The sequence below is a fragment of the Enterobacter sp. 22452 genome, assembly GCF_052045065.1.
Classification (GTDB): Bacteria; Pseudomonadota; Gammaproteobacteria; order Enterobacterales; family Enterobacteriaceae; genus Enterobacter; species Enterobacter mori.
This window is the reverse complement of record NZ_JBQEOB010000012.1, coordinates 30,284-51,140: the sequence shown is the minus strand read 5'-3', so window position 1 is coordinate 51,140 and position 20,857 is coordinate 30,284. Positions and strand designations below refer to the sequence as shown.

The 20,857-nt window shown below is 57.3% G+C and carries 21 protein-coding genes; 11 read left to right on the top strand and 10 right to left on the bottom strand.

Translation table 11 applies throughout. The features are described from left to right. Positions 1 to 11 precede the first annotated feature (11 nt). The 3 genes from rhaD to rhaB form a co-directional block, all read right to left on the bottom strand. Entirely contained in the window at positions 12 to 842 is an 831-nt protein-coding gene (gene rhaD / locus ACTJJA_RS22330; protein ID WP_042716420.1) for a rhamnulose-1-phosphate aldolase, read from the bottom strand. Positions 843 to 963: 121 nt separating this feature from the next. Next, a complete protein-coding gene (gene rhaA / locus ACTJJA_RS22325) occupies positions 964 to 2,223 on the bottom strand; it encodes an L-rhamnose isomerase (protein ID WP_440669234.1) in 1,260 nt (419 codons plus the stop codon). After that, positions 2,220 to 3,689, bottom strand: coding sequence for a rhamnulokinase (gene rhaB / locus ACTJJA_RS22320; protein WP_440669233.1), 1,470 nt, complete (start codon positions 3,687 to 3,689; stop codon positions 2,220 to 2,222). The genes rhaA and rhaB overlap by 4 nt, the downstream gene beginning before the upstream one ends. Positions 3,690 to 3,990: 301 nt before the next feature. Here rhaB and rhaS point away from each other — a divergent pair, with 301 nt between their 5' ends. Together rhaS and rhaR are read left to right on the top strand one after the other, a co-directional pair. Beyond that, positions 3,991 to 4,827 (top strand): HTH-type transcriptional activator RhaS, encoded by an 837-nt coding sequence (rhaS, locus tag ACTJJA_RS22315; protein WP_010436901.1) that lies wholly within the window; start codon positions 3,991 to 3,993, stop codon positions 4,825 to 4,827. 73 nt (positions 4,828 to 4,900) lie between these two features. Next, positions 4,901 to 5,749: an HTH-type transcriptional activator RhaR gene (gene rhaR / locus ACTJJA_RS22310; RefSeq protein WP_440669232.1), complete on the top strand. Its 849-nt coding sequence runs from the start codon at positions 4,901 to 4,903 to the stop codon at positions 5,747 to 5,749. On the opposite strand, the gene rhaT is transcribed toward rhaR, so the two are convergent. Continuing rightward, positions 5,750 to 6,784: an L-rhamnose/proton symporter RhaT gene (rhaT, locus tag ACTJJA_RS22305; protein ID WP_010436905.1), complete on the bottom strand. Its 1,035-nt coding sequence runs from the start codon at positions 6,782 to 6,784 to the stop codon at positions 5,750 to 5,752. It lies immediately after the preceding gene. 288 nt (positions 6,785 to 7,072) lie between these two features. Between rhaT and sodA the strand changes: the two genes are divergently transcribed. Beyond that, positions 7,073 to 7,693 carry a superoxide dismutase [Mn] gene (gene sodA / locus ACTJJA_RS22300; protein WP_004203668.1) on the top strand — a complete coding sequence of 207 codons (621 nt, stop codon included), beginning with the start codon at positions 7,073 to 7,075 and terminating at the stop codon, positions 7,691 to 7,693. Positions 7,694 to 7,763: 70 nt separating this feature from the next. Beyond that, positions 7,764 to 8,438: a 6-hydroxyaminopurine reductase gene (gene yiiM, locus ACTJJA_RS22295; RefSeq protein ID WP_440669231.1), complete on the top strand. Its 675-nt coding sequence runs from the start codon at positions 7,764 to 7,766 to the stop codon at positions 8,436 to 8,438. A gap of 52 nt (positions 8,439 to 8,490) precedes the next feature. Here the strand turns inward: yiiM and cpxA are convergent, their stop codons facing one another. Next, positions 8,491 to 9,864: an envelope stress sensor histidine kinase CpxA gene (cpxA, locus tag ACTJJA_RS22290; protein WP_010436910.1), complete on the bottom strand. Its 1,374-nt coding sequence runs from the start codon at positions 9,862 to 9,864 to the stop codon at positions 8,491 to 8,493. After that, positions 9,861 to 10,559, bottom strand: a complete 699-nt coding sequence (cpxR, locus tag ACTJJA_RS22285) for an envelope stress response regulator transcription factor CpxR (RefSeq protein WP_003862004.1) — start codon at positions 10,557 to 10,559, stop codon at positions 9,861 to 9,863. The genes cpxA and cpxR overlap by 4 nt, the downstream gene beginning before the upstream one ends. Before the next feature lie 150 nt (positions 10,560 to 10,709). Between cpxR and cpxP the strand changes: the two genes are divergently transcribed. The 6 genes from cpxP (at position 10,710) to ACTJJA_RS22255 (ending at position 16,833) form a co-directional block, all read left to right on the top strand. Further along, positions 10,710 to 11,216 (top strand): cell-envelope stress modulator CpxP, encoded by a 507-nt coding sequence (cpxP, locus tag ACTJJA_RS22280; protein WP_420985051.1) that lies wholly within the window; start codon positions 10,710 to 10,712, stop codon positions 11,214 to 11,216. Between the two features lie 153 nt (positions 11,217 to 11,369). Next, positions 11,370 to 12,263 (top strand): CDF family cation-efflux transporter FieF, encoded by an 894-nt coding sequence (gene fieF, locus ACTJJA_RS22275; RefSeq protein ID WP_010436917.1) that lies wholly within the window; start codon positions 11,370 to 11,372, stop codon positions 12,261 to 12,263. Positions 12,264 to 12,437: 174 nt separating this feature from the next. Next, on the top strand, positions 12,438 to 13,400 hold the full coding sequence (gene pfkA / locus ACTJJA_RS22270) for a 6-phosphofructokinase (protein WP_010436919.1): 963 nt from the start codon (positions 12,438 to 12,440) through the stop codon (positions 13,398 to 13,400). Between the two features lie 210 nt (positions 13,401 to 13,610). Next, positions 13,611 to 14,600: a sulfate ABC transporter substrate-binding protein gene (locus tag ACTJJA_RS22265; RefSeq protein ID WP_440669230.1), complete on the top strand. Its 990-nt coding sequence runs from the start codon at positions 13,611 to 13,613 to the stop codon at positions 14,598 to 14,600. A gap of 111 nt (positions 14,601 to 14,711) precedes the next feature. Continuing rightward, positions 14,712 to 15,455, top strand: coding sequence for a CDP-diacylglycerol diphosphatase (locus ACTJJA_RS22260; protein ID WP_440669229.1), 744 nt, complete (start codon positions 14,712 to 14,714; stop codon positions 15,453 to 15,455). Positions 15,456 to 15,528: 73 nt separating this feature from the next. Beyond that, positions 15,529 to 16,833, top strand: coding sequence for an SLC13 family permease (locus ACTJJA_RS22255; RefSeq protein ID WP_440669228.1), 1,305 nt, complete (start codon positions 15,529 to 15,531; stop codon positions 16,831 to 16,833). A gap of 81 nt (positions 16,834 to 16,914) precedes the next feature. Here the strand turns inward: ACTJJA_RS22255 and tpiA are convergent, their stop codons facing one another. Both tpiA and ACTJJA_RS22245 read right to left on the bottom strand, forming a co-directional pair. Next, a complete protein-coding gene (gene tpiA / locus ACTJJA_RS22250; protein ID WP_010436926.1) occupies positions 16,915 to 17,682 on the bottom strand; it encodes a triose-phosphate isomerase in 768 nt (255 codons plus the stop codon). Between the two features lie 111 nt (positions 17,683 to 17,793). After that, a complete protein-coding gene (locus ACTJJA_RS22245) occupies positions 17,794 to 18,351 on the bottom strand; it encodes a DUF1454 family protein (protein WP_430393483.1) in 558 nt (185 codons plus the stop codon). Positions 18,352 to 18,502: 151 nt separating this feature from the next. On the opposite strand from ACTJJA_RS22245, the gene ACTJJA_RS22240 reads away from it, so the two are divergent. Continuing rightward, positions 18,503 to 18,922 (top strand): DUF805 domain-containing protein, encoded by a 420-nt coding sequence (locus ACTJJA_RS22240; RefSeq protein ID WP_010436930.1) that lies wholly within the window; start codon positions 18,503 to 18,505, stop codon positions 18,920 to 18,922. Here the strand turns inward: ACTJJA_RS22240 and fpr are convergent, their stop codons facing one another. Both fpr and glpX read right to left on the bottom strand, forming a co-directional pair. After that, on the bottom strand, positions 18,923 to 19,669 hold the full coding sequence (fpr, locus tag ACTJJA_RS22235) for a ferredoxin--NADP(+) reductase (protein ID WP_089599290.1): 747 nt from the start codon (positions 19,667 to 19,669) through the stop codon (positions 18,923 to 18,925). Positions 19,670 to 19,765: 96 nt separating this feature from the next. Continuing rightward, the gene (gene glpX, locus ACTJJA_RS22230; RefSeq protein WP_108417942.1) at positions 19,766 to 20,776 is read right to left on the bottom strand and encodes a class II fructose-bisphosphatase; all 1,011 of its coding nucleotides are present in this window, start codon (positions 20,774 to 20,776) and stop codon (positions 19,766 to 19,768) included. Positions 20,777 to 20,857: the final 81 nt, after the last annotated feature.

The following is a 20,857-nucleotide window of genomic DNA, read 5'->3' as shown; positions in this document are numbered from 1 at the left end:
GCGCGATGTTGTTATGGGTACAGATCTAACGCGGACTGCATCGGGGTGACGCCAAAGCGTTTGCCCAGGGCGATCAGCTCTTCCCGGGTGATGGTCTGCTTCATGCCGCCCATGGAATAGACCTTCACCAGCACCTCCGCGGATTTCTCGGCGGTGTCGATCAGGCCAAAGGTTTCATCAAGCGTAGGGCCGCTACCGAAGACGCCGTGGAACGGCCACAGCACCAGAGCGTGTTTTTGCATATCCGTTGCGGTTGCCTGGCCAATTTCGTCGGTACCCGGCACCATCCACGGCAGAATGCCGACGCCGTCCGGGAACACCACCAGACACTCGGTGCTGCCTTCCCACAGCTTGCGGGTAATAAAATCAGCGCTGTTTTCCAGCACGTAGGTCAGGGCGATCAGGTTGGTGGCGTGACAGTGCATGATCACGCGGTCTTTGCCGTTGGTGGCCTTAATGCGCTCGCAGTGGGAGAGGAAGTGCGCCGGCAGTTCAGAGGTTGGCACCGCTTCATCGGTCAGACCCCACAGAATGTGGTAGCCCGCGCCGTCGCTGTCCACCTTCACCACGCCGAGGTTGGCCTGCGGGTCGAGCTGGACGTTACGGAAAAACTTCCCAGAGCCGGTGACGATAAACGGCGTGTTGGCGAGCAGCGGCATCGGCTGGCTCAGCGCGATATAGCGCGGCTTCTGGTGGAAATCGGCCGCGAAGGGTTCGATATCCGCGTCGTCCAGGCGCAGCGTCAGGTTGCCGCCGTTGCGCTCGTCCCAACCCTTCAGCCAGGCGTCAGAGGTGGCTTTGATCATGCCCTGGACGAACCAGGAAGTGGTGATGGTCTGCATAGTTTTCATTTCCAGTTATCGCGGTGAGGTTGAACCCCTCACCCTAACCCTCTCCCCAAAGGGGAGAGGGGATGGTTTGCTCCCTCTCCCCTTTGGGGAGAGGGCAGGGGTGAGGGGGCAGTTACCCGCGCTTACTCAACACGCCTTCCTCATACGCCCGCACGTTGTCCAGCCACTGGCTGCCCGCCGGGGCGTCGTTACGCTGGCAGTACATCTCCCACACCGCCTGCCACGGCAGGGATTTCTGCTCTTCCAGCAGCGCCAGACGCGCGGTGTAGTCACCGTTTGCTTCCAGCTTTTTCAGTTCGGCAGTCGGCTCCAGCAGGGCGCGCAGCAGGGCTTTTTTCATGTTGCGGGTGCCGATAACCCACGCCGCGATGCGGTTGATGGAGGCATCGAAGAAGTCGAGGCCGATGTGGACGCGGTCAAAGAGGTCGTGGCGGATGATTTCGCTGGCAATCGCCTGGGTTTCGTCATCCAGCAGCACCACGTGGTCGCTGTCCCAGCGCACCGGGCGGCTGACGTGCAGCAGCAGGCGCGGCACGTAGAGCATGGCAGCGGAGATTTTGTCGGAGATCACCTCGGTCGGATGGAAGTGACCGGCATCCAGGCACAGCGCGGTCTGGCGGCTGGTGGCGTACCCCATGTAAAACTCGTTCGAGCCGACGGTGTAGCTCTCGGCGCCAATACCGAACAGCTTGCTCTCCACGGCGTCGATGTGGTGCGCCGGGTCCAGCTTCTCGCTGATGGCCTCATCCAGCGCGGCCAGCAGGCGCTGGCGCGGAGCCAGACGGTCGACGGTGATGTCCTTCATGCCGTCCGGGATCCAGATGTTCATCACCGACGGTGTGCCGAGCTGCTCGCCAAAGTACGCAGACACGCGGCGGCTGGCCTTCACGTGGTCGATCCAGAACTGACGGATTTCATCGTCCGCGTGGGCGAGGGTAAAACCGTCCGCGTTCAGCGGATGCGAGAAGCAGGACGGGTTGAAATCCAGGCCCAGCTTATTGGCTTTTGCCCACCCCACCCAGTTCTTAAAGTGTTCCGGTTTGATTTCGTTGCGCGCCACCGGCTCGTCGGATTCGAGGTAAATCGCGTGCAGGTTCAGGCGCTTTGGCCCCGGGATCAGGCTCAGGGCCAGCTCCAGGTCGGCGCGCAGCTCGGTCGCGTTACGCGCTTTGCCCGGATAATTACCCGTGGCCTGAATACCACCCGTCAGGGAACCGCCCGGGTTCTCGAAACCGGCGACGTCATCGCCCTGCCAGCAGTGCATAGAGACGGGCAGACGGTCGAGCTGGCGCAGGGCCTCTTCGACATCCACGCCGACGGCGGCGAAACGTTGTTTAGCCAGGTCCCAGGCTTGTTCTAATTGAGTGGTCATGCGCAAAGCTCCTTAGTCAGTCGTTTTTGCTGAAACTGCGCCCGGTAGCGGGCAATCTCATGGCAGGGATTGGGGGTGAAGGTGGTCAGGCTGGCGTTCGCCGCCACCACCGAACGGAAGTCGTCAACGTTGGAGAGTTCGTCCAGCGTCATCAGCTGAATGCCGATATTGCCGAGCGTGGAAGCCTCTACAGGGCCCGCCACCACAGTGATGCCGCAGGCATCCGCGCAAAGCTGGTTCAGCAGCTGGTTCTGGCAGCCGCCGCCCACGATGTGCAGCTGGCTGAACGGCTTACCGCGCAGATCGGCTAGCTCGCTGAGGATGTCGGCATACAGCAGGGCGAGGCTGTCAAAAATGCAGCGCGCTAGCTCTGCCGGGCTGGACGGCACCGGCTGCCCGGCGGCGAAACAGGCGGCCTGGATTTCGGCGCTCATGTGCGCCGGGTTGATAAAGCGGTTATCGTTCGGGTTGATCAGGAAGGTGCAGGCCTTCAGCTTTTCTGTCTCCGCGATAAGCCCAGGCAGGTCGGTAACGTTTTGCTCTTTCAGCACGCGCTGAAGCAGCCACAGGCCCATGATGTTTTTCAGCACGCGATAACGCCCTTCCGCACCACCTTCGTTAGTGATGTTCGCCGCCATCGCGGCATCGCTGGTGTACGGCGTTTTGCTCTCAAAGCCCATCAGCGACCAGGTGCCGGAAGAAAGGTACGCCGCGTCTTTGCTGGAAAGCGGCGAGGCAATAACCGCGCTGGCGGTATCGTGGCTGGCGACGGCAACGACGGGGATTTCGTTCCCCTGCGGGCAAATCCACTGACCGATCACATTTCCGGGGTGCGTTGGCGTGCCGAACCAGGACGGCGACGCGCCCGTCCACGCCAGCAGGTTTTCATCCCAGTTATCGGTGTTGATGTTCACCAGTTGGGTGGTGGTGGCGTTGGTGTATTCCCAGTTCATATTGCCGGTCAGGCGGTAGCTCAGGTAATCCGGGATCAGCAGCGCGTGGGCCACGTTCGCGACCAGCTCCGGCTGCTGCTCGACGAGAGCGCGCAGCTGGTACAGCGTGTTAAACGGCAGAAACTGAATGCCGCTGCGCCCGTAGATGTTGTCCTTGCCAAGCTGGGCGATGGCGTGCGCCATCAGGCCGTCGGTGCGGCTGTCGCGGTAGGAGACGGGCAGGCCGACGCGCTCGCCGTTACCGTCCAGCAGCACGTAATCCACGCCCCAGGTATCAATACCGATGCTGTCGATACGAATGCCGTCGTTGCAGACGTTGTTCAGCCCGGTGCGGATCTCCGCCTCCAGGGCATCGATATCCCAGGTCTCAACACCGTCCTGCTTTTTCAGGCAGTTGGCGAAACGGTGCATTTCGCGAAGCGAAAGTGTGCGCTGGCTACAGTCCCAGGTGGCGAGCATTACGCGGCCGCTGGATGCGCCTAAATCGACAGCCACACAATGGCGAAAAGTCATGGTCGGATCCTTTCTTAATTCATTAGCGATGAGTGTAAGAAAGGGAAGAAAAAGGCACCTTCTCGCCACTGACAGGCCAAATCCGGCGCTGGCAAGAAAGCAAAGATGAACGTGAGGGAGTTCACAGTTTCCAGTAATTGCGGGGTTTTCAGGCAGTGTGACGCTTACCGCATTTCCCGATCTTTCCTCCGGTTTCTTGAAAAACGGACAGCTTTTGCGAGGTTTGCTGCCGAAAATTTAAGGTGAGGGTGCAAGGCCTTAATTACTATTTTGAGAACATTTCTCATTGGTGGGGGCCGTTATGACCGTACTACACAGCGTGGATTTTTTCCCTGCAGGAGGGTCGCCCGTCGCGATTGAGCCGCGGCTCCCTCAGGCCGCGTTCCCGGAGCATCATCATGATTTCCATGAGATTGTGATTGTTGAGCACGGCACGGGCATTCACGTGTTTAACGGCCAGCCGTACACCATCAGCGGCGGCACCGTGTGCTTCGTGCGGGACCACGACAGGCACCTGTATGAACATACCGACAACCTGTGCCTGACCAACGTGCTCTATCGTTCCCCGGACGCGTTCCAGTTTCTCTCCGGGCTGAATCAGCTGCTGCCGCAGGAGCAGGACGGACACTATCCGTCGCACTGGCGTGTGAACCAGTCCACCTTACAGCAGGTGCGACAGCTGGTGAGCCAGATGGAGCAGAGCGAGGACGGGCAGGAGACGCACGCCATTGCCACGCGCGAGCTGCTGTTCATGCAGCTGCTGGTGCTGCTGCGCCGCAGTAGTCTGGTGGAGGGGCTGGAAAACAACGACGCCCGGCTGAACCATCTGATGGCCTGGCTGGAAGACCATTTCGCCGAAGATGTCTGCTGGGAAACGCTGGCGGATGATTTTTCGCTGTCGCTGCGCACCCTGCATCGCCAGCTGAAGCAGCACACCGGGCTGACGCCCCAGCGCTACCTTAACCGCCTGCGGTTAATCAAAGCGCGTCATCTTTTACGCCATACTGACGAAAGCGTCACGGATATCGCCTATCGCTGCGGTTTCGGGGACAGTAACCACTTTTCGACGCTTTTTCGTCGGGAGTTTAGCTGGTCGCCGCGCGATATTCGTCAGGGAAAAGACGCGTTGCTTCAGTAACGCGAGGGCAGTCACCGTTTTATTGCCGCAATAAAGCTAATAATGTCAGGTTTTTCGGCACAGAGGTCGTGGTGTGGCTGCTCAGTTAATCCTTCGCAAAGATGATTTTTTTGCCTCCGCGAGTCAGGCCGTCGCGGTGGCCGATCGCTACCCGCAAAACGTCTTTGCCGAGCATACCCACGAGTTTTGCGAGCTGGTGCTGGTGTGGCGCGGCAACGGCCTGCACGTCCTCAACGACCGACCCTACCGCATCACGCGCGGGGATCTGTTCTATATCCGCGCCGAAGATAAACACTCCTACGCCTCGGTTAACGACCTGGTGCTGCAGAACGTCATCTACTGCCCGGACAGGCTCAGGCTTAACGTCGACTGGGTGGCCAACATCCCCGGTTTTCTTGATGCTCGAGGAGAACCGCGCTGGCGCTTAAGCAGCGGCGGCATGACCCAGGTTCGGCAGGTTATCTCTCAGCTGGAGCAGGAGAGCCAGAAGAGCGACCCGGTCGCCAACCAGATGGCGGAGCTGCTTTTCGCCCAGCTGGTGATGACGCTGAAACGCCACCGTTACGCCACCGACAACCCCTCTGCCACGACGCAGGAAGCGCTGCTGGATAAGCTCATCACCACGCTTGCGGGCAGCCTGAACAAAAGCTTCGTGCTGGAGAAATTCTGCGAGCAGGAGCAGTGCAGCGAGCGCGCGCTGCGCCAGCAGTTCCGCACCCAGACGGGGATGACGGTCAACCATTACCTGCGCCAGCTGCGCATCTGTCACGCCCAGTATCTGCTGCAGCATACGGAGCTGATGGTGAGTGAAGTGGCGATGCGCTGCGGCTTTGAGGACAGCAACTACTTTTCGGTGGTGTTTAACCGCGAGGTGGGGATGACGCCGGTTCAGTGGCGTCATCGCAGTCGAAAGGCGGCGTAATCAGTTCGCCATGCCGAGGCCAACGATGTTGGCGGCAATGATAATCACCACGCAGCCCAGGCTCAGCACGCCCACCGGACGACGCCCGGCGTTGTTCCACTCCTTCAGCACCAGCCCAACCAGCCCGCCGCACAGCACGTAGAAGCTCATGTGCAGCATCCAGCTCATGTAGTCGTACTGCGCCGGAATGCTGGCGTGGCCCCAGGCGTAGAAGAAGAACTGCAGGTACCACATCAGGCCGCCGAGAGCGGAGAGCAGCACGTTGGTGATGATGAGCGGTTTTGCCAGCGAGAAATCGGCTTTTACCGACAGGTTCTTCACTTTTGCCAGACGAATGAAGCAGAAGCCGAGGTTAACCAGCGCGCCGCCGCCCATGATCACCACGTAGCTTGGCAGGGCAGCGTACAGCGGGTCAACGCCCAGCGCCGCGGCCGCTTCGTGCATCGGTTTGGCGGCGTTCATGGCGAACGACATGCCCGCCGAGAAGATGCCGCACATCACCGCCAGCAGCAGCCCTTTCTTCAGGTTGAAGTCTTCGGCCCTGATGCCCATCTTGCGCTCTTTCAGCTGGCCCGCGCGGGTGACGATACCCACGCCGATCACCGCGACCAGCACGCCCAGCAGCGTCATTCGTCCGCCCTGGGTGTTGATCAGCACGTCGAAGTTGCCGTTGAGGATCGGCGTCATCAGGGTGCCGACGATAAGCGTAATGCCAATCGCGATGCCGATGCCCATCGACATGCCGAGATAGCGCATGGTAAGGCCGTAGTTGATGTTGCCGATGCCCCACATCGCGCCGAACAGAAACACCGGCAGCAGGGTAGAGGCGCTGAAGGAGGAGAAGTAGCCCCAGAAATCCGGGAGCAGCATGGCGCTAATGGTCCACGGCAAAATCAGCCATGACACGGTACCGCCGACGGACCACATGGTTTCCCATGACCAGCCTTTCACTTTTTTAAACGGGGCATAGAAACAGGCAGCACTGGCCGCGCCTATCAAATGCCAGAAGATACCCATCGTAATCGCATGATTCATTTTTACATCCTCATCGTTTTTATAGTCGGTGGCTTCCCGCCGACTTGATGAGTGTAAAAATTAGGCGGTTTGGGAACCTTCAGAAGGTTGCCGCACTTTTGTTCTGGATGGCAATCAGCACGTTAACCGCGTGAGCAGACTCACATTTCCGCCATTAATCGAAAAACGAATAACCTTATAAAAACTACGGCATTGATAATCATTTTCAATATCATTTAATTAACTATAATGAACCAACTGCTTACGCGGCATTAACAGCTGTGCCGCCCGACAATAATGGAGAGGATTATGAGTTATACACTGCCATCCCTGCCGTATGCCTACGACGCACTGGAACCGCATTTCGACAAGCAGACGATGGAAATCCATCACACTAAACACCACCAGACCTATGTGAACAACGCGAACGCCGCGCTGGAAAGCCTGCCAGAGTTCGCGAACCTGTCTGCTGAAGAGCTGATCACCAAGCTGGACCAGCTGCCAGCGGACAAGAAAACCGTTCTGCGTAACAATGCGGGCGGTCACGCTAACCACAGCCTGTTCTGGAAAGGCCTGAAAACCGGTACCACCCTGCAGGGCGACCTGAAAGCGGCTATCGAGCGCGACTTCGGTTCCGTAGACAACTTCAAAGCGGAATTCGAAAAAGCCGCCGCAACCCGTTTCGGCTCTGGCTGGGCGTGGCTGGTTCTGAAAGGCGACAAGCTGGCGGTTGTTTCTACCGCTAACCAGGACTCCCCGCTGATGGGTGAAGCAATTTCTGGCGCATCCGGCTTCCCAATCCTGGGCCTGGACGTGTGGGAACACGCTTACTACCTGAAATTCCAGAACCGTCGCCCGGACTACATCAAAGCCTTCTGGGACGTGGTGAACTGGGACGAAGCAGCAGCGCGTTTCGCCGCTAAAAAATAAGGTTGCATTGACGCCTGTGAGAAGCGAGTCTGATGACTCGCTTTTTTTGTATCTGCAGAAAGGAGCAGCGATGCATTATCCGGTGAACGTGTTTACAGGCAAGGTAAGGGAATACGACGGCAGCCGCCCGAGCGCCATCGCCAAAATTCAGGTCGACGGTGAGCTGACGTTAACTGACCTCGGGTTGGCGGGTGACGAGCAGGCCGAAAAGAAAATTCACGGCGGGCCGGATCGCGCGCTGTGCCACTATCCGCGCGAGCACTATCAGCACTGGAAAGCCGAATTCCCCGAACAGGCGGATCTGTTTGTTGCCCCCGCGTTTGGCGAGAACCTCTCGACCGAAGGGATGACCGAGAAAAACGTCTTTATCGGTGATATTTACCGCTGGGGCGACGCCCTGATTCAGGTGACGCAGCCGCGCTCGCCGTGCTTCAAGCTCAACTTCCATTTCGGCATCAGCGATATGTCCGAGCAGCTGCAAAATGCGGGTAAAACCGGCTGGCTGTACCGCGTGGTGCTGGCCGGGCAGATTTCTGCGGATGCACCGCTGGAGCTGGCGTCGCGGCTGAGCGATGTTTCGGTGTATGACGCCTGCGCCATTGCGTGGCATATGCCGTTTGACGACGAGCAATATCACCGCCTGTTGTCGGCGGCGGGGTTATCGACCAGCTGGACCAGAACGATGCAGAAGCGGCGCGTAAGCGGCAAGATCGAGGATAATTCGCGGAGATTGTGGGGAAAGTAGTCGTCCGTAGAAAGTAGGCCGGGTAAGGCGAAGCCGCCACCCGGCACCACAGCTACGAACGCTTATACAACGGCAGCCACAGCGTTAACCGCAACCCGCCCAGCGGGCTGTCGTCGGCTTTCACCCAGCCTCGGTGCTGCTGCATGGCGGTTTCAACAATCGCCAGTCCCAGCCCCGTGCCGCCTGATTCGCGGTCGCGCGCTTCGTCGGTACGGTAGAACGGACGGAAAATCTGCTCGCGATCTTCCGGGCTCACGCCAGGGCCGTCATCGTCCACGATGATGGTGATCCCGTCTTTATCCACCGAGAACGCCACCTCAATCTTCGTGTGCGAATAGCGCAGGGCGTTACGCACGATATTCTCCAGCGCGCTTTCCAGCGTGTTGGGGTTACCGTACAGCGGCCACGGGCCCGGCGGGAAGTTGACGGTGAAGGATTTACCCATCTGTTCCGCTTCAAACGCCGCGTTGTCCAGCACCTCGTGCCACAGGTGATTGGCTTTGACCGTTTCGCTCACCAGCGCGTTTTTCTGCTGATTGCGCGACATCACCAGCAGGTCGTTAATCATGCTGTCCAGACGGTGAGCTTCCGTCTCAATACGCTCCAGCTCTTTGCTCTCACCGCTGCGGCGTCGCAGCAGGGCGGTGCCAAGCTGCAAGCGCGTGAGCGGGGTACGCAGCTCATGCGAGATATCCGACAGCAGACGCTGCTGGGCGGTCATCATGCGATCCAGCGCGCTCACCATCTGGTTGAAGCTGGTGCCGGCGGCCAGAAACTCCTGCGGCCCGGCTTCCAGCTCCGGATGCTGCCTCAGGTTGCCCTGCGCCACTTCATCCGCCGCATTTTTCAGCTTACGCGCCGGTTTTGCCAGGCTCCACGCCAGCCATAACAGCAGCGGGGAACTGACCAGCATGGTGACAATCAGCAGCAGCAGCGGGCGGTCAAACAGCAGGTTGATGAAATCGGACTGGGAGTTGCTCGCAGGGCGAATCAGGTAAAGCTGATAGTTATCTTCCCCATCCCGTACCGAGAAAGGGCCAACCATCTCTACCCGACCATATTTCTTCTTCTGTGGGTGATCGGCGTTATCCGCCTGGCCAATGAAGTTACGGATAATCTGCATTTCATTGCGATCGGCCCCAATGACGCGGCCTTCGCTGGTGACCAGCAGCAGGCGTTGTCCGGGCGGCGCCCACTTGTCGATAGCGCGAAATAATCTGCGCCACCACATTAAATCGTTCGGCGGATCGTTTGCCAGCTCGGCTTCCACGTGCTGCTCGATCATCACGCCCTGACGTTGCTCGCTGTCGAGAAGCTCCGTCATCTGGCGTGAGTCGAGTTTTGGCAACATCAAAACGAGCATTAAAACCAATGCCAGCGTCAGCCAGAAGATGGCGAAGATGCGGGCGGTTAAGCTTCCTATCATGAAGCGGAAACCATCAAGTAACCGCGACCACGCAGGGTTTTAAACCATGGGTGACCGTCTTTACGCTCCGGCAGCTTGCGGCGCAGGTTAGAGATGTGCATGTCGATGGCGCGGTCAAACGGGGTAAGGCGTTTGCCCAGCACTTCCTGACTTAAATGTTCACGCGATACCACCTGGCCGAGATGCTGCGCCAGCAGGTAAAGCAGGGTGAACTCGGTGCCGGTCAGTTCCAGCGTTTCACCGTCGAAGCTCGCTTCCTGACGGCCCGGGTTCAGGCTCAGGGAGTCCACTTCAAGCGTTGGTGAGCTGTTGTCGGTATTCTGCTGCTGCTCGCTCCAGTGGGAACGACGCAGGATCGCGCGAATACGGGCCACCAGTTCACGGTCGTTGAACGGCTTCGGTAAATAGTCATCCGCGCCCAGCTCAAGGCCGAGTACACGGTCAAGTTCGCTGCCGCGTGCGGTCAGCATGATAACGGGGGTCTGGTGTGTCTGGCGAAGCTCTTTCAACGTATCAATGCCGTTTTTCTTCGGCATCATCACGTCGAGCAAAAGTAAATCGATGCTGTCGTCAAGGAGACTCAGCGCCTGCTCGCCATCATGGGCAACCAGGACGTTGAAACCTTCCATGTCGAGCAACTCCTTTAAAAGAGATGTGAGCTCTCGGTCATCATCAACTAACAGGATTTTATTCATTGTTTAAATACCTCCGAGGCAGAAATTACGACATCAAGGCTATCTAATCCATGACTTTACGTTGTTTTACACCCCCTGACGCATGTTTGCAGCCTGAATCGTAGACTGTCTCTCGTTGAATCGCGACACGAAAGATTTTGGGAGCAAGTGATGCGCAAAGTTACCGCTGCCGTCATGGCCTCAACGCTGGCGTTCAGTGCGTTTAGCCAGGCTGCTGTAGCTATCATCGGCGATAACAGTTCCTCGCAAGAGGGTACAACGCAGCACAGCGGCCAAAGCCATATGTTTGACGGCATAAGTTTAACCGAACATCAGCGTCAACAGATGCGAGATCTGATGCAGAGGGCAAGACACGACCAGCCCCCTGTTAATGTTAGCGAAATGGAGACAATGCATCGCCTTGTCACCGCAGAAAATTTTGACGAAAGCGCTGTACGCGCTCAGGCAGAAAAAATGGCACAGGAACAGGTTGCCCGCCAGGTAGAGATGGCGAAGGTCCGCAACCAGATGTTCCATCTGCTATCGCCCGAGCAGCAAGCGGTTTTGAACGACAAACATCAGCAACGCATGGACCAGTTGCGTAAGGTTGCACGGATGCAGCGAAGCTCAGAAACGACGCTTTTCAGTAGCAATAGCAGTACCCGTAGTAACCAGTAAACCATGTTTTCCTTGCCATAGACACCATCCCTGTCTTCCCCCACATGATGTGGGGGTTTTTTTTGCCCGTCATTCTCTTTTGTTAACCGTTTATTCATCCTTTGACTCCGCAACCATCCGTTATACTAGCGCCATGGCATGACAGGAGTGTTTATGAATCAATCCTATGGACGGCTGGTAAGCCGGGCCGCAATCGCCGCGACGATAATGGCGTCGTGTTTGCTGGTGATCAAAATTTTCGCGTGGTGGTACACCGGCTCGGTCAGTATTCTGGCGGCGCTGGTGGATTCTTTAGTGGATATCGCCGCCTCGCTGACCAACCTGCTGGTGGTGCGCTATTCGCTGCAACCGGCGGATGAAGAGCACACATTTGGACACGGAAAAGCAGAATCGCTCGCGGCGCTGGCGCAAAGCATGTTTATTTCTGGCTCCGCGCTGTTCCTGTTTTTGACCGGTATTCAGCATCTCATTTCACCCTCACCGATGAACGATCCCGGTGTCGGCGTGATCGTCACGGTCATTGCACTTATTAGCACACTTGTTCTGGTAACGTTCCAGCGCTGGGTCGTGCGTAAAACTCAAAGCCAGGCTGTACGGGCGGATATGCTTCATTATCAGTCTGATGTTATGATGAATGGGGCTATTCTTATTGCGCTCGGTCTGGCCTGGTATGGCTGGCATCGGGCCGATGCATTGTTTGCGTTAGGGATAGGGGTCTATATCTTATATAGCGCCTTACGGATGGGATATGAAGCGGTGCAATCGCTTCTTGACCGTGCGCTCCCTGATGCAGAACGTGATGAAATTTTTGCCATTGTGACCCACTGGCCCGGCGTCAGTGGTGCCCACGATCTTCGTACGCGGCAGTCAGGGCCGACCCGCTTTATACAGATCCACATTGAAATGGAAGACAACCTGCCGTTGGTTCAGGCTCACGTTATAGCTGAGCAGGTCGAGCAGGCGATTTTGCAGCGTTTTCCTGGTTCGGACGTCATCATTCACCAGGATCCCTGCTCGGTTGTACCCGGACATGTTGAGCTTTCGTAATTCGTTGTAAAAAAGTGAGCCAGGCCAGCATTTTGTGTATAAATTACCGCCATTTGGTCTGACCTGAATCAATTCAGCTGGAAGCGATTGATATACTATTTGCAGTATTCGTTGGTCGAACAGTTTCTTCCGGCAACAGATTTCAATTTTGCATTCCTAAGTTCAGAGGTAGTCATGATTAAGAAAATCGGTGTGTTGACAAGCGGCGGTGATGCGCCGGGCATGAACGCGGCAATTCGTGGTGTTGTCCGTGCAGCACTGACGGAAGGTCTGGAAGTGTTTGGCGTTTATGACGGTTACCTGGGTCTGTACGAAGACCGCATGGTTCAACTGGACCGCTACAGCGTGTCTGACATGATCAACCGTGGCGGTACCTTCCTCGGTTCTGCGCGCTTCCCGGAATTCCGTGATGAACACGTTCGCGAAGTGGCTATCGAAAACATGAAGAAACGTGGCCTGGACGCACTGGTTGTTATCGGTGGTGACGGCTCTTATATGGGTGCAAAACGTCTGACCGAAATGGGTTTCCCGTGCATCGGTCTGCCTGGCACCATCGACAACGACATCAAAGGCACTGACTACACCATCGGTTACTTCACTGCGCTGGGTACCGTTGTTGAAGCGATTGACCGCCTGCGTGACACCTCTTCTTCTCACCAGCGTATCTCCATCGTTGAAGTGATGGGCCGTTACTGCGGCGATCTGACGCTGGCGGCCGCTATCGCCGGTGGCTGTGAGTTCGTGGTGGTACCGGAAGTGGAATTCAGCCGTGAAGATCTGGTGAACGAAATCAAAGCCGGTATCGCGAAAGGTAAAAAACACGCCATCGTCGCCATCACTGAGCACATCTGTGACGTTGACGAGCTGGCGAAGTACATCGAAACCGAAACCAAACGCGAAACCCGTGCGACCGTTCTGGGCCACATCCAGCGTGGCGGTTCCCCTGGCCCGTACGACCGTATTCTGGCCTCCCGTATGGGTGCGTATGCTATCGAACTGCTGCTGCAGGGGCATGGCGGTCGTTGCGTCGGTATTCAGAACGAACAACTGGTACACCATGACATCATCGACGCGATTGAAAACATGAAGCGTCCGTTCAAAGGTGACTGGCTGGACTGCGCGAAAAAACTGTATTGATCGGCGTCTGTTGCCCGGTGGCGCTGCGCTTACCGGGCCTACAAAAGCACAACTCGTAGGCCGGGTAAGGCGTAGCCGCCACCCGGCTTTTTCATGCGTGCTCGCTTTTTTATTCCACTACGTTATAGCCAATCTTTTTTTATTCTTTAATCATCGATTCGCTTTCTGGCACGCTGCATTCATCAAAACACTACACAAGAGAGCTGGGCGATGAATAAATGGGGCGTGGGTTTAACATTATTGCTGGCATCGACCAGCGTTCTGGCAAAGGACATCCAGTTACTGAACGTGTCGTACGACCCGACGCGTGAGCTGTACGATCAATACAACAAAGCCTTCGCGGCGCACTACAAGCAGGAAACCGGCGATAACGTGGTGATTCGCCAGTCTCACGGCGGCTCGGGCAAACAGGCAACGTCTGTGATTAACGGCATTGAAGCCGACGTGGTGACCCTGGCGCTGGCCTACGACGTGGACGCAATCGCGGAACGTGGCCGTATTGATAAAAACTGGATCAAACGTCTGCCGGATAACTCCGCGCCATACACCTCGACCATCGTTTTCCTGGTGCGTAAAGGCAACCCGAAACAAATTAAGGACTGGAACGACCTGATCAAACCGGGCGTTTCCGTGATTACCCCGAACCCGAAAAGCTCCGGCGGCGCGCGCTGGAACTACCTGGCGGCCTGGGGCTACGCGCTGCACCACAACAACGGTGACCAGGCTAAAGCGCAGGAATTCGTGAAAGCCCTGTTTAAAAACGTCGAAGTGCTGGATTCCGGCGCGCGCGGCGCAACCAACACCTTCGTTGAGCGCGGCATCGGCGATGTGCTGATTGCGTGGGAAAACGAAGCCCTGCTGGCGACCAACGAGCTGGGTAAAGACAAGTTCGAGATCGTCACCCCAAGCGAATCTATTCTCGCCGAGCCGACCGTCTCCGTGGTCGACAAAGTCGTTGAGAAGAAAGACACCAAAGCGGTGGCGGAAGCCTACCTGAAGTATCTCTACTCACCGGAAGGTCAGGAAATTGCGGCGAAGAACTTCTATCGCCCGCGTGACCCGGATGTGGCGAAGAAATACGACAGCGAATTCCCGAAACTGAAGCTCTTCACCATTGACGATGTTTTCGGCGGCTGGACCAAAGCGCAGAAAGAGCACTTCTCTAACGGCGGTACCTTCGACCAGATCAGTAAACGCTAAGCGCGACACAACGAACGACACGGTGACCCGGTGTGAGAAATCCGCCGGGTTTTTTATTTGGTCATCATTTTGCGTTACTCTTTCGCCTCTATCGAAAACAGGGAACGCGTTGTGAAAAAAATTATCGTATTGATCCTGATTGTCATCGCCCTGGCCGCTGGCGGCGCGTACTGGATGAAGGCGGGTAATCCGAACGCGTTGCGGCATATCGTTCTCGACCAGTGCGTGCCGAATCAGATCCAACACCGTAACCCCGCGCCGTGCGCGCAGGTGAAAACGGATGCAGGCTATGCGGTGTTTAAAGACCGCAACGGTCCGCTGCAGTATCTGCTGATGCCCACGTACCGCATCAACGGCACCGAAAGTCCCCTTTTGACCGAGCCTCACACGCCGAACTTTTTCTGGCTGGCGTGGCAGTCCCGCAGCTTTATGACGCTGAAGCGCGGTTCAGAGGTGCCTGACAGCGCCATTTCGCTGACGATCAACTCCCCAACTGGCCGCACGCAAAACCATTTACATATTCATATCTCCTGCCTGCGCCCGGACGTGCGCGAGAAGCTCAATGCCGCTCAGGGGCAAATTAGCACCCAGTGGTTACCGTTCCCGGGCAGGCTGGAAGGGCATGAATATCTTGCCCGTCGGGTGACGGAGAATGAGCTGGTCCAGCGCAGCCCGTTTATGATGCTGGCAGAAGAGCTGCCGGAAGCGCGCGACCATATGGGGCGCTTCGCGCTGGCGATGGCGCAGCAGTCGGACGGTTCGTTTGTTTTGCTGGCGACCGGGCGTAATCTGCTGATGCTTAACCGCGCGTCGGCGGAGGAACTTCAGGATCATCAATGCGATATCCTGAAGTGACCCCACTATAAATGGCGTTTACTCGTCCTGCCTGTCGCCGTAGACTTGCTGAAAAATTCTACAGGAGACAGGTATGTCGCTCTGGTTAACGCATCCTCTGCTGCTGCCCTCACTGATTGTTGGCGTCACCATCGTGCTGTGGGCGACGTCGCTGCTGCCGGAATTTCTCACCGCGCTGCTGTTTTTCACGGCGGCGATGATCGCCAAAATTGCCCCGCCGGAAGTGATTTTTGGCGGTTTTGCTTCGTCGGCTTTCTGGCTGGTATTTAGCGGTTTTGTCCTTGGCGTGGCGATCCGTAAAACCGGCCTGGCGGACAGGGCCGCCCGGGCGCTCTCCGCAAAGCTTACCGACTCCTGGCCGCTGATGGTGGCAAGCGTGGTGCTGCTGAGCTATGCGCTGGCGTTTGTGATGCCGTCGAACATGGGACGTATTGCGCTGCTGATGCCGATTGTCGCGGCGATGGCAAAACGCGCCGGTATAGCCGACGGCTCCCGCGCCTGGTTCGGTCTGGCGCTGGCCGTCGGGTTTGGCACCTTCCAGCTCTCAGCCACTATCCTGCCTGCTAACGTCCCCAATCTGGTGATGAGCGGTGCGGCGGAGGGCTCGTACGGTATTCACCTGAACTATGTCCCGTATCTGCTGCTGCACACGCCGGTGCTCGGTATCCTCAAAGGCCTGATCCTGATTGGCCTGATCTGCTGGCTATTTCCCGGCAGCCCGAAACCGCCGAAGGATCTGACGCCCTCTGAGCCCATGGGGCGGGACGAAAAGCGTCTCGCCTGGCTGCTGGCGGTGGTGTTGGGAATGTGGGTGACGGAGAGCTGGCACGGCGTGGGGCCTGCGTGGGCAGGACTGGCGGCAGCGGTCATCGTTATGCTGCCGCGCATCGGTTTTATCACCGGAGAGGAGTTTTCTGCGGGGGTGAATATGCGAACCTGTATTTACGTCGCGGGTATTCTCGGTCTGGCAATCGTGGTGACGCAAACCGGCATTGGAACGGCTGTGGGCGAGGCATTGCTTCGCATCATGCCGCTGAATGCAGACAGACCGTTCACCAGTTTCCTCGCGTTGACCGGGATTACCACGGCGCTCAACTTCATTATGACCGCCAACGGCGTTCCTGCACTCTATACCACGCTGGCGCAAAGCTTCTCGGACGCGACCGGTTTCCCGCTGCTGTCGGTGATCATGATTCAGGTGCTGGGCTACTCCACGCCGCTGCTGCCGTATCAGGCGTCGCCGATTGTGGTGGCGATGGGCTTAGGAAAGGTGCCTGCAAGGGCGGGGATGGTGCTCTGTCTGGCGCTGGCCATTGCAACGTATCTTGTGCTACTGCCGCTGGATTATCTGTGGTTTAACCTACTGGGACAGCTGTAAAAAAGCCCGGTGGCGCTGACACTTACCGGGCCTACAGAACCGTAGGGCGAGTTAGCGAAGCGCCACCCACCACAAAGGCAATTACGCCTGTTTAGCCGCTTCTGCCGCTTTAACGATCACCGCGAAAGCGTCAGCTTTCAGGGATGCACCGCCAACCAGCGCGCCATCGATGTCTGGCTGGGTGAACAGCTCAGCAGCGTTGGCTGCGTTTACGGAACCACCGTACTGGATGATCACTTGCTCAGCCACTTTCGCGTCGGCTTTAGCAATGTGGTCACGGATGAATTTGTGAACCGCCTGAGCCTGTGCAGGGGTTGCAGATTTGCCGGTACCGATCGCCCAGACTGGCTCGTAAGCAATGACCGCGCCTTCGAACGCTGCTGCGCCCTGGGTTTTCAGCACGGCGTCGATCTGGCGTGCGCACACTTCTTCAGTTTTGCCCGCTTCGTTTTCCGCTTCGGTTTCACCGATACACAGAACCGGGATCAGGCCCTGCTCTTTCAGCACGGCGAATTTCTTCGCGATGAACTCATCAGATTCTTTGTGGTAGGTGCGACGCTCAGAGTGGCCGATGATGATGTATTTCGCGCCGATATCTTTCAGCATTTCAGCAGAGGTTTCACCGGTGAATGCGCCAGACAGGTTAACGTCAACGTTCTGCGCACCCAGCACGATGTGGCTGCCGTCAGCGGCGTGTTTAGCCAGGTCCAGGTACATATCCGGCGGAGCGATAGCAACCGCGCAGCCCGTTACGCCAGCCAGCTCTTTACGCAGGTTCGCAACCAGCTCGTTTACCATGTGGCGGCTGCCGTTCAGTTTCCAGTTACCCATCACTAAAGGATGTCGCATTTCAATTCTCCACGCTAAATAAGCGAATTAAGGAATATGGCCGCCCTTATGGGCAGCATGGTCTGTGAATCAGTATAGAGATTTTCCCCTGAAAGGCTTTGCTTTTTGTCATTAATTCGCCCCTCCGAGTGAGTCTGATAGCGCCAGCTTAATCGGTTCAACAGCGAAGGTCAGGCCTTTTTCGCCGTTATCCGCCACCACATAGCGAATGGCGCCTTCCGTATCGGCGTAGTAACGCTTGTTTTTACCTGCCGTCAGCAATTTTTGCAGCTTTTGCTGGCTTTGCGTTTTCGTTAGCGCCGGGGTGAAGGCATGCAAAATGGCGCTCATATACTCCAGCGCTTTCGCCCTGGCCGCTTTCTGTTCCGGCCCCTGGATTGGCAGCCAGGTGATCTGCATGCTTTTAATTTTTAGCGTGCCGCGTTCCAGCGCTGTCGATGCGTATAAATTCTCGTTAATTTTGCTCGCTGCACGGGTCAGGGTTGGGGTATCTCGGGCGCTATCAATGGCGCGAAATTCGTCCAGCGGCAGCTTTGGGTTGGCCTGATTAAAGGCTTCACGAAACTGGCTGATGGATTGGTCGAAGGAGGGCGCGCCCGCCAGGAGATACGGCGCTGTTGTTGGAGCGGTGGTTTCAGCGGCATGCAGAGAGCTGCCTGCGCTCAGCATCGCTAAACACAGGAATAGAGAGTGTGCCGTTAATTTCATCAATATTGCCCCTGGCCGTAAGTGCTCATGATTAAAACGATATCTGGTCGGCTTGTCAAAAGGTCACAACTCCAGGGTAAAATGCGCGCTATACGATAATAAGGAACCTTACATGACCATACAGCAGTGGCTGTTTTCATTCAAAGGGCGTATTGGACGCCGTGATTTCTGGGTTTGGATGGTGACGTGGGTTGTCGCCATGCTGCTTCTGTTTTTTGTTGCTTATAACGCGTGGCTGAGCACGCAAACGGCGGCGTTTGCGCTGGTCTGCCTGCTGTGGCCAACGGCCGCCGTGGTGGTGAAACGTCTGCACGATCGCGGCCGTTCCGGCGCATGGGCTTTTCTGATTATTCTGGCGTGGATGCTGGTGGCAGGAAACTGGTCAGTGCTGCCGTCTATCCTGCCGTGGGTCGTGGGCAGGATGGTGCCGAGCATTATCTTCGTGATGATGGTTGTCGATCTGGGCGCGTTTATCGGCACCCAGAGCGAAAACAAATACGGTAAAGATACCCTTGAGGTGAAGTACCGCTGATCACCAGTAGTGTTCAGCCGTCATATGGCCCGGCCGGCGACGAAGGTGTTTCGTCATCTGCCGGGTATCCTTCAGAAGCTGCTGCGTGTCACGAACCATCTGCGGGTTACCGCACAGCATCACATGGCTGGTTTCGATATTCATTGGCAAGCCAACCGCCTCCTCCAGCGCACCGCTCTCAATCAACGCCGGAACACGTCCGGTCAGTGAGCCTGACGCCGTTTCACGGCTGACCACGGTTTGAATTTTCAGTTTCCCGCCGTACTGCTGTTCCAGCGCCTGCATTTGCGGCAGGTAGCTCAGGTCTGCGGCGTAGCGCGCGGCATGAACCAGCACGATGTTTTTGAAACGTTCCAGATCTTTGCCGTACTGCAAAATAGAGAGATAAGGGCCGATGGCGGTGCCGGTTGCCAGCATCCACAGGGTGTCACAGTCTGGAATTTCGTCGAGCACGAAGAAACCGGCCGCTTCTGCCACAATCTGCACATCATCGCCAGGCTTCAGCGCCGCGAGGCGTGGGCTGAGTTTGCCGTCCGGGACGGTGACCAGATAGAACTCGAGATCCGGGTTATCAGGCGCGTTAACGTAAGAGTAGGCGCGCTGCACGCGTTCGCCGTCAACATCCAGCCCCAGCTTCGCAAATTGCCCAGCTGTGAACGGGTGGACGGGAGCATGCAGGGTGAGACTAAATAGCGCATCGGTCCAGAACTGTACCTTTGTGACTTTACCTGTTACCCAGTCCGCCATGATCTTCTCCTGTGCTGTTTCTCTGTTCTATCTTCCGTACTTAGCGGGGAGATTTCCAGCCCATTTGGGCCGGAAAGCTCAATCGATCAAACGGTTTTACAGAATGTGCGTCTGCACGTCCGGGTCTTTGCGGTCGAGATAGTGGATAGACTGAATGCGGCGAATGGTGCGCGATTTACCGCGGATCAGCAGCGTTTCGGTGGTCGCCATGTTGCCCTTGCGGGTGATGCCGTCCAGCAGATCGCCTTTGGTGATGCCGGTCGCGGAGAAGACAACGTTGTCGCTGCGCGCCATCTCGTCCAGAGCCAGCACTTTATTGGCCTCGATGCCCATCGCTTCGCAGCGTGCCAGCTCGTTTTCCCCGATACGGCGGTTCTCGTCGCTGTCGCCTTTCACCTCATGACGTGGCAGCAGACGCGCCTGCATATCGCCGTCCAGCGCGCGGATTACCGCTGCAGAGACCACGCCTTCCGGCGCGCCGCCGATACCGTACAGCACGTCTACTTCACTGTCCGGCATGCAGGTCAGGATCGAGGCGGCAACATCACCGTCAGGGATAGCAAACACGCGCACGCCGAGCTTTTGCATCTGTGCGATGGTGGCGTCGTGGCGCGGTTTCGCCAGAATCGTCACGGTCAGCTCGCTGAGCGGTTTGCCCAGGGCTTTGGCGATATTGCGCAGGTTCTCTTCCAGCGGCAGGCTGAGGTCGATTGCGCCCTTCGCGCCAGGACCGACAATCAGCTTTTCCATGTACATATCCGGCGCGTTGAGGAAGCAGCCCTTATCGCCCACGGCCAGCACTGCCAGCGCGTTGGCCTGGCCCATCGCCGTCATTCGGGTGCCTTCGATCGGGTCGACGGCGATATCCACGGCGTCGCCTTTGCCGGTACCGACTTTTTCACCGATATAGAGCATCGGCGCTTCGTCGATCTCGCCTTCGCCGATCACGATGGTGCCGTCGATGTTGACCTGGTTAAGTACAATGCGCATGGCGTGGACGGCGGCGCCGTCGGCGGTATTTTTGTCGCCACGACCCAGCCATTTATAGCCTGCAAGTGCGGCCGCTTCGGTGACGCGGGAAAACTCGATAGCAAGTTCACGTTTCATGAGGTACTCGTGCAATCAAAAGGAATTGCACGAAGTTTATCACAGAGTGGGGAGGGGTGAGGGGTGGTGCGGTCTGAGCCC

Bases quoted from the DNA above. Each gene is read 5' to 3' on its own strand.
- rhaD (WP_042716420.1), bottom strand. From the start codon at position 842: ATGCAGACCATCACCACTTCCTGGTTCGTCCAGGGCATGATCAAAGCC.
- rhaA (WP_440669234.1), bottom strand. From the start codon at position 2,223: ATGACCACTCAATTAGAACAAGCCTGGGACCTGGCTAAACAACGTTTC.
- rhaB (WP_440669233.1), bottom strand. From the start codon at position 3,689: ATGACTTTTCGCCATTGTGTGGCTGTCGATTTAGGCGCATCCAGCGGC.
- rhaS (WP_010436901.1), top strand. From the start codon at position 3,991: ATGACCGTACTACACAGCGTGGATTTTTTCCCTGCAGGAGGGTCGCCC.
- rhaT (WP_010436905.1), bottom strand. From the start codon at position 6,784: ATGAATCATGCGATTACGATGGGTATCTTCTGGCATTTGATAGGCGCG.
- sodA (WP_004203668.1), top strand. From the start codon at position 7,073: ATGAGTTATACACTGCCATCCCTGCCGTATGCCTACGACGCACTGGAA.
- yiiM (WP_440669231.1), top strand. From the start codon at position 7,764: ATGCATTATCCGGTGAACGTGTTTACAGGCAAGGTAAGGGAATACGAC.
- cpxA (WP_010436910.1), bottom strand. From the start codon at position 9,864: ATGATAGGAAGCTTAACCGCCCGCATCTTCGCCATCTTCTGGCTGACG.
- cpxR (WP_003862004.1), bottom strand. From the start codon at position 10,559: ATGAATAAAATCCTGTTAGTTGATGATGACCGAGAGCTCACATCTCTT.
- cpxP (WP_420985051.1), top strand. From the start codon at position 10,710: ATGCGCAAAGTTACCGCTGCCGTCATGGCCTCAACGCTGGCGTTCAGT.
- fieF (WP_010436917.1), top strand. From the start codon at position 11,370: ATGAATCAATCCTATGGACGGCTGGTAAGCCGGGCCGCAATCGCCGCG.
- pfkA (WP_010436919.1), top strand. From the start codon at position 12,438: ATGATTAAGAAAATCGGTGTGTTGACAAGCGGCGGTGATGCGCCGGGC.
- ACTJJA_RS22265 (WP_440669230.1), top strand. From the start codon at position 13,611: ATGAATAAATGGGGCGTGGGTTTAACATTATTGCTGGCATCGACCAGC.
- ACTJJA_RS22255 (WP_440669228.1), top strand. From the start codon at position 15,529: ATGTCGCTCTGGTTAACGCATCCTCTGCTGCTGCCCTCACTGATTGTT.
- tpiA (WP_010436926.1), bottom strand. From the start codon at position 17,682: ATGCGACATCCTTTAGTGATGGGTAACTGGAAACTGAACGGCAGCCGC.
- ACTJJA_RS22245 (WP_430393483.1), bottom strand. From the start codon at position 18,351: ATGCTGAGCGCAGGCAGCTCTCTGCATGCCGCTGAAACCACCGCTCCA.
- ACTJJA_RS22240 (WP_010436930.1), top strand. From the start codon at position 18,503: ATGACCATACAGCAGTGGCTGTTTTCATTCAAAGGGCGTATTGGACGC.
- fpr (WP_089599290.1), bottom strand. From the start codon at position 19,669: ATGGCGGACTGGGTAACAGGTAAAGTCACAAAGGTACAGTTCTGGACC.
- glpX (WP_108417942.1), bottom strand. From the start codon at position 20,776: ATGAAACGTGAACTTGCTATCGAGTTTTCCCGCGTCACCGAAGCGGCC.